This window comes from Bartonella sp. EBT8 (genome assembly GCF_055796165.1).
Window position 1 is genome coordinate 1 of the sequence record NZ_JBTTDJ010000023.1, and the last position, 7,876, is coordinate 7,876.

The 7,876-nt window shown below is 37.1% G+C and carries 1 protein-coding gene and 1 pseudogene; both read right to left on the minus strand.

The window, feature by feature from the left end:
• A pseudogene (locus AC0QT4_RS08355) lies at positions 1–6,406 on the minus strand (hypothetical protein); the annotation flags it as partial.
• A gap of 1,279 nt (positions 6,407–7,685) precedes the next feature.
• A partial coding sequence (locus AC0QT4_RS08360) for a YadA-like family protein (protein WP_473201224.1) occupies positions 7,686–7,876 on the minus strand: 191 nt, incomplete at its 5' end.

Sequence of the window (7,876 nt, forward strand, 5' to 3'; positions counted from 1 at the left end):
TGGCCTCAATTGAATCTTTAGAGATTGTTCCATCCATCACACCAGAAATAGTGCGATTGCCATTACTCTTGTTTTGAAGATTGATTACAGTGCCACCTGTTTCCTTACCGATGGCAATAGGATCTCCATCTTTATCTTGTTTAACAAGGCTATCACTAACCACTCTACCAATCTGCTTATTAAGCTCATTTTTAACATTCGTAATAGAATTGCCAACTCCAGCCAATGCATCAGCTACATTGCTATAACTTTCATCTTTAGATTCAATACCATCTTCCTTGACGGTCTTAACTGTAAACTTTGGAGCAGTCCATTGACCATTCTCATACTTAGCACCACCTCCAAAATAGGTTGCAACCATGTCGCCCATTGAATAAAGCTGAGAACCATTGACAGCATCTGTTGAATCTTTCGCAATGTTACCATTAGCAAGAGACGTAATCTTACTATTCGTTTTTGCCTTATCTTTTCCGTGCTTGGCTACAAAAGCGCCTTCATCATCACCCCATAATAATGCATCACCTTGAACTTCTTGCGTAATATTAGTGATTTTTTCTTCAAACTGCTTAACCTCATTAGACAAATGAGTGTTTACATTCTTGACATTTGCATCAAGTCCTTCAAAGGCTGAACCGACATTATCATAGCTTGTCGTACTTACCGTACCATCTTCAGTAATACTAGATAATTTATAAGTTGGCACTGTAAATGCGCCGTTTCTAGACGTAGTGCCTCCACCTAAAATCTTAACAAGATCCTGAGACATTGCATCAATTTGTTTACCATTAACAACATCATGAGATTTTTTTTCAATCTTACCGTCACCAACATTATGGAGGCCAACAGGAGCGGAACCTTTACCTTTCCCAAAAGTCACACTGCTGTAATTAGTTGCACCATCTGAACCCCTGTCGTAGAGAACCACCGCAGAATCTTCAGACTGAAGAGTATCGGAAAGATTCTTCAAACTTTTATCAAGCTGGTCTTTGTTAACCGCTTCATTACCTTTCACCGCTTCCTTAACGCCAGAAAGCGTTCTATCCTCTTTATCCTTGTTCGTTATATTGATTTCTGTGCCGCTCGTTTCTTTACCAACAGTGATAAAAGCCGTTTTATCATCCTGTTTAACAAGACTATCTCCTACTACTTTGCTAATCTCCTTGTTCACTTCGTTATGAATATTCGTGATAGAACTATTAACGGCAGAAAATGCATCTGTTACAGTATTATATTTTTCTTCTGTCGAATTGCCTGCATCATCAAATTTCTTAATCGTAAAACTTGGAGCTTTCCAATTGCCTTTTTCATCATATCCAATACCAGCACCAAAATAACCAGCTAGCTTATTACTCATAGAGTAAAGCTGTGAACCATTTATGGCATCCGTTGAACTAGCAGAAATATCTCCATTCTGAAGAGATGTAAGCTTGCTATTGGTTTTTGTTTCCCCATGCGTTGCTATAAACGCATTTTTCGTCTTATCCCACAACAAAGCGTCACCTTGAACAGTGGTAATTTCATTCTTAATCTCCTGAGTAATGTCATTCTTAACATTCGTAATTTCATTCTTAACATTTGTAAATGAATTACCTACTCCGGCAAATGCAGTTGCTACATCATGATAATCTTTATCTTCTGTCTTACCATCTTCATTAATAATTTTAACCTTGAATGTAGGTACTGTCCATGTTCCTTTTGATCCATCATAGTTAGCACCACCACCTAAGTAGCTCGCAAAATTCTTATTTGTCTCAAAAAGCTGAGAACCATTTACTGCCTCTTTTGACTTCTCAGTAACATTTCCATTACCAACATTACGCAAAGAAACAGTACCATCACTCGGATTTCCAAAAGTCACACTGCTTTTTTTAGCTTTGCGAGCTGATCTCGTAAATGCAAGAGCATCTTCTGAAACCTCTTCCTCATCATAAAAAACTGCTACAGAACGCACGTCATCAATATCTTTAGAAAGTTTATCTACATTTTCGTCAAGCTGACCTTTATTAACTGCTTCATTGGCTTTATCTGCCTTCTTTACACCAGAAAGCGTTCTATCTTTACTATTTTGGTCAGCAATAGTGATTGTATTCCCGTGTTTTTCTGCACCAATTTTTATTATTTGACTATCGTCATCCCACTTAACAAGGCTATCACCTTTTACAGTAGTAATCTCATTGTTAATCTGTTTTGTAATCTCATTTTTAACATTCGTGAAAGATGCACCAACATCAGCTAAAGCTTCAGCTACAGTACCATACTTCTTCTCTTCAGAATTGCCATCGGCCTTAACTATATTAACTTTAAAATCAGGCTTGCTCAAAGTTCCATTCTCGTATTTAGCTCCACCGCCAAAATAAGATGCAACTGTGCTACCAAGAGAGTGAAGCTGAGAACCATTTACGGCGTCCGTTGAACTAGCGGAAATATCTCCATTCTGAAGAGATGTAATCTTACTATTACTCTTCACACCATCATCAACATGCTGCGCTACAAAGGCATCCTTAGTCTTATCCCACAACAAAGAATCATGGGCAACATTTTCAGATACTTCTTTAATGCGCTGATTTACATTCTTGATATTTATATCAAGACCGGAAAAAGCCGTTCCAACACCTTGAAAAGAACTCTCTGTTACAACTCCATCTTTAGCAATGTACGATAATTTATAGCTTGGCTGTGTAAGAGCTCCCTCTTTAAAGGATGCTTCTCCACCTAAAAACTTAGCAATATCCTCACCAATTTTGTTAACCTGACCACCCGTGATTGCATCATGTGAACCATTAGCAATATTACCATCAGCAACATTATGAAGACCTACAGATGTAGAACCCTTGCCCTTACCCAAAGTTACATTTGTATAATCAATTTCATCTTTTTCTTTTTTATCATAATGAACAACAGCTGATTCATCAGACTGAAGACTGTTGGAAAGCTTCGCTAAACTGTCATCAAGTTGACCTTTATTAACAGCTTCATTATTTTGTGTTGCTGCCTTCACACCAGAAAGTTTTCTATCCCCTTTGTCCTTATTTGCGATATTGATTTCATCACCTTCTGATTTAGCGCCAATAGTGAGATGATGCGTTGTTTTGTCTTGCTGAACAAAGCTTTCACTTTCCACTTTGTTAACTACATCATTAACCTGTTCAGTCAATTTCTGCTGTACATTTATGATAGAGCTACCAACTCCCGCAAATGCATCCGCTACAGTATCATACTTCTTTTCTTCAGAATTGCCATCATTCTTAACTATAGTAACTTTAAAATCAGGTTTGCTCCATTTGCCATCTTCATACTTAGCACCGCCACCTAAATAAGTCGCAACATCGCTACCCAATGTATGAAGCTGGGAGCCATTTACAGCATCCGTTGAACTAGCAGAAATATCTCCATTCTTAAGAGAGGTAATCTTACTGCTGTCCTTATTTTTTCCGTGTTTGGTTACAAATGCATTATCAGAATCACTCCACAATAAAGCATCACCTTGAACAGTGGTAATTTCATTCTTAATCTCTTGGGTGATTTCATTCTTAACATTCGTAATTTTATTATCGACATTCTTAAATGAATTACCCACACCAGCAAAAGCAGCCGCTACATCATTGTAGGTAGAATCAAAGACACCACCACCATCTTTAACAGTCTGAACCTTGAAACTAGGAGCAGTCCATTTACCTTCCTTATACGCAGCACCACCTCCTAAATAAGATGCAACCTCACTGCCCAATGTATGAAGCTGAGAGCCATTTACAGCATCATGTGAATTTTCAGCAATATTACCATTGCCAACATTATGTAAAGAAACAGTGCCGGTCTTTAAATCACCAAAAGTCACGCTCTTCTTATTAACTTTACGGGCTGATTTCGTAAATGCAAGGGTATCTTCTGAAACCTCTTCCTCATCATAAAGAACTGCTACAGAACGCACGTCATTAATATCTTTAGAAAGTTTATTTACATTCTTGTCAAGTTGACCTTTGTTAACGGCTTCATTCTGATTTTGCGCATCCTTAATACCAGAAAGCGTTCGAACCTCACCAGCCTTATTAGCGATATTGATTACACTGCCATTCTCTTTCGAACCAATCGTAATATTACCTGTTTTTATATCATGCTGAATAAGGTTGTTTTCTGTAACATTAGTGATCTGTGTATTAATATTTTCGACCGCATCGTTAATTTGTTTTGTGAATTTTTTCTGAACATTCGTGAAAGCAGTATCAACACCTTCAAAAGCACCGGCAACATCATGGTAAGTCTTTTCTTGAGAGTTACCATCACCATCAACAATATTAAGTTTAAATGTTGGAGCACTCATTGTACCATTCTTATATTCAGCGCCACCACCTAAAGATTTTGCAACTTCTGTACCCATTTTATGAAGCTGACCACCTGTAATAGCATCCGTTGAATTTGTAGAAATGTCACCATCCTGAAGAGATGTAAGCTTGCTATTTGTTTTTCTTTCCGTTTCGCCATGCGTTGCAACAAAGGCCTTTTTTTCTTCACTCCATGACAAAGCATTTTGATCAACCTTTTGGACAATCTCCTCATGGATTTTCGTAACGGAATTTTCTACTTCGGTAATTTTATTATTAACACTCGTAAAAGAACTATCGACACCTGCAAAGGCAGATCCAACATCATTATACTGTTGATTTTGTACAGTATAGGTCGGCGCTGTACCTCCAAGAACATTTGCCTCACCACCCAAATATTTCGATATTTTACTATCAAGAGAGGATATATCACTGTTTGCTTTGGTTATATCAGTAGCATTCTTCTTAATCGTAATATTAGCTTCTTCAATAGCATTTTTATTTTGGGTTACATTAGTGTTCGTTGCAAAAAGCTGTGAACCTGTTACCGCTTCATTTGAATCTGCTAAAAGTGCACCATCTCTTATGCCAGTAAGTGTACGCTTTTCTTTATTCTTATTGGCAATATCAATTTTATCGCCATCCGTTTCCCCACCAATCGTGACATGCTTCGTATTAGCATCTTGTTTTACAAAACTACTGGCTTCTAATTGTTCGATCTTTTTTTCAGCTGTCTTTAACTGTGCAACATTTACCGCATCAGTATCTGCACTTCCAGCCGCTACATCTGTAACCTTTTTACTGCCAGCAGAAACACCCGCCGTGGTCACCTTCGGGCCATCACTAATTACTAAGCCTGCTTTATCTAAAGAAACTTTTCCTAATTTCACACTATCAAGCGTAAGATCCTTTGCAAGATCAAATACTACCTTATTGCCCTCTGTAGCTCTTGCAATGTCACTGTTGCCTTTTGCAATCTTTAAATTGCTGCTTCCTGCAGAAAAGTCTATCGCATTCTCTGAGTCTAAGCTAACGCTCGTGGAATCTTTACCGTCAACAGTGAATTTCCACCCCCCCACTACCATTTCCCTTAATTCTTTTAACTGAGCAACATTCACAACATCTGTATCTTCAGAACCAGCAGCAACACCTGTAATCTGTCGTGTTTTTCCACCTTCAACATTCCCAACACTAAGTGCTGCTAAGCCACTTTCCCAAACATGATTGCCTGCTGTTTTTGCTTTACCTGTTAGAGGATTATAACCCAAAATACCACTTTCACGATTAGATACAGAATATGCTCCCAAAGCTACAGCCTCTTCAAGAGTAGCCTTTGCTTCCGTACCAATGGCAACAGCACTCTTAGCACCTTCTTCAACAAGAGATTTGATCCCTATCGCCAGTGAATTTTCAGCTTTCGCAGTTGCAAGTCCACCAAATGCAAGAGCAGATATAGCAGATGCTTCTGATCCTATACCAATAGCAATACTTGCTTGGTCCTTTGCAAGCGCAGAAACACCAAAGGCTATCGCTCCCCCTCCTTTTGCTGTCGCACCAGCACCAAAAGCCGTTGAATAATTACCCGAAGCATAAGACCCACACCCTGTCGCAAAAGAATAAACACCAAAAGCCCGAGGCAGAATATTCGTAACACCACCAGTAAGCCCCCCCATATATCCACTATTAGCTCCAGCCTGACCATTACCAGTCCACGGAATCTGCTGCGTCATAGAACCATAAGGAGTGCGATTAGAAAACACTTTATTGGTGACAAATCTATCATATTGCGTCTCCGCACTTAGCCCAGTACCTCCTTGCAGCAAAGTTCCATCGCGACCAACAATTCTATCCACCCCACAGTAATCATCGTCACCGGCAAAAACAATGCTTCCATGGCTACCAAAAGGATAAGCTACATTAGGAGAATTATCATTGCGGATAATTGCCCCTGTTATCGACAGATTGGAAGAAAAAACAGGAGAAACACTTGATAAAAGTATTGCCATTGCAGTTCCTAACGCAACAGCTTTAATCGAAGATGACTGAACAGGAAAATAACTTAAAACTGTGGTATGTAATTTACGCATAACAAATGTCCTAATGAGAACTAAAAAAATAAAATAAAACATAAAAAAGACACATTTATCTCTTAGAGGTGTTTTAGCTTTGATGTTTTTTAAAGAAAAAAGATCTATTCATTTGGGTAGTTTTTATAGAGTACAGTTTATGAGGAGTTTTAAATCTCAGAAAGAGGTAGAGTGGTCTTAGATGGAAAGCTATAAAAGAGGGATCATTTAGTTATTCCTTATAGATTTTAGGACTCCTGTGTTTTCCATCAGACATTTTTCGATTGCTGTTTTATTGCAGAGTAAATGAAATGAGTTTTCTTTTGACCTCAAAGTATTTTGTATTTTGAAGAAAGGTTTCTTTATTCGTTTCTTACATTTCTTAAATACAATGGTTTTGATAATTTTATAAAAGGAATTAGCTACCCCCTCTGAGTATATTGCAGTGTTTTCTTGCTAAGAATCAATTCTCTTGCTAAGAATCATTGTAAGTGGATCTTGTGTAACATTATATAAGTAAAATAGCAAGAAAATATTACCAATGACGTTTAAGATGTGTTCTTATAAGGTGTGATATTTATTTTATTAATAGTTAAATTATAAAGTAGTTTTATATTTATAATTCAATGACAAGTGCTCTTAGATATTCAGAAATTCTTTCTTTTGTTGTATAAAATAAGAGAAAAGAATGTGGTGTTGTTTTTTATTTCTTTATTTTTACCTTAACAAAATCTTCCAGTGTTGTAATAATATCTTATACTTGACCATTTACATGGTTTTTAATGTTAGATACTTTCTGGTTCACTTCTCAAAGTGAACATTCATTCACAAATTCTTTCACATTTTCTTATAATTTACTATCCGCTACATGAATAAGCTTATTATCTTGTCCATTATGACGACCGTCATAACCTCTCTCTGTCTTATTCCAATTTAATCTATTCGATGAAACATTCTGGGCAATAGCATTAATGATGCAATTCAAATTTGGTTTTATTCCCATAAGTTTCAAACCAGCTTCCGATACCTAACTGTATTATACCATGAAGAGACTTTCGATTTTACAAAACATAATATGATGATTTTCATTTCCTGTTATGATGATCTGTATCTATAACAACCTCTCGACTGTTTTCTAAATTTTTAGAAAATTTATTCATCAATATTTTTCAAAATCCTTTTATGTGGTCTTTATATTAAGAAAAGTTCATGTTTTTCTGATGCTTAATTTTTTTTACAGTTTAAACGATTTTTTGCCCTTGTTTGAATTAAACAAGGGCAAATTGAATTATAAAAAGGATTAATTCAGGGTTAAATTAAGTCCAACACCTACCCCCCAATGACCACCGGCACTGGTTGCGGCTATGTTAGTGCGAATTTTTCCATCTTCAGAGGTATAACCAGCACCAAAAGAAAAAGCAGATTGACTACGCCATATACCACTACCCAATGAAACACTAAATTTCCCAGGATTGTCGTTATAGCGTAAGC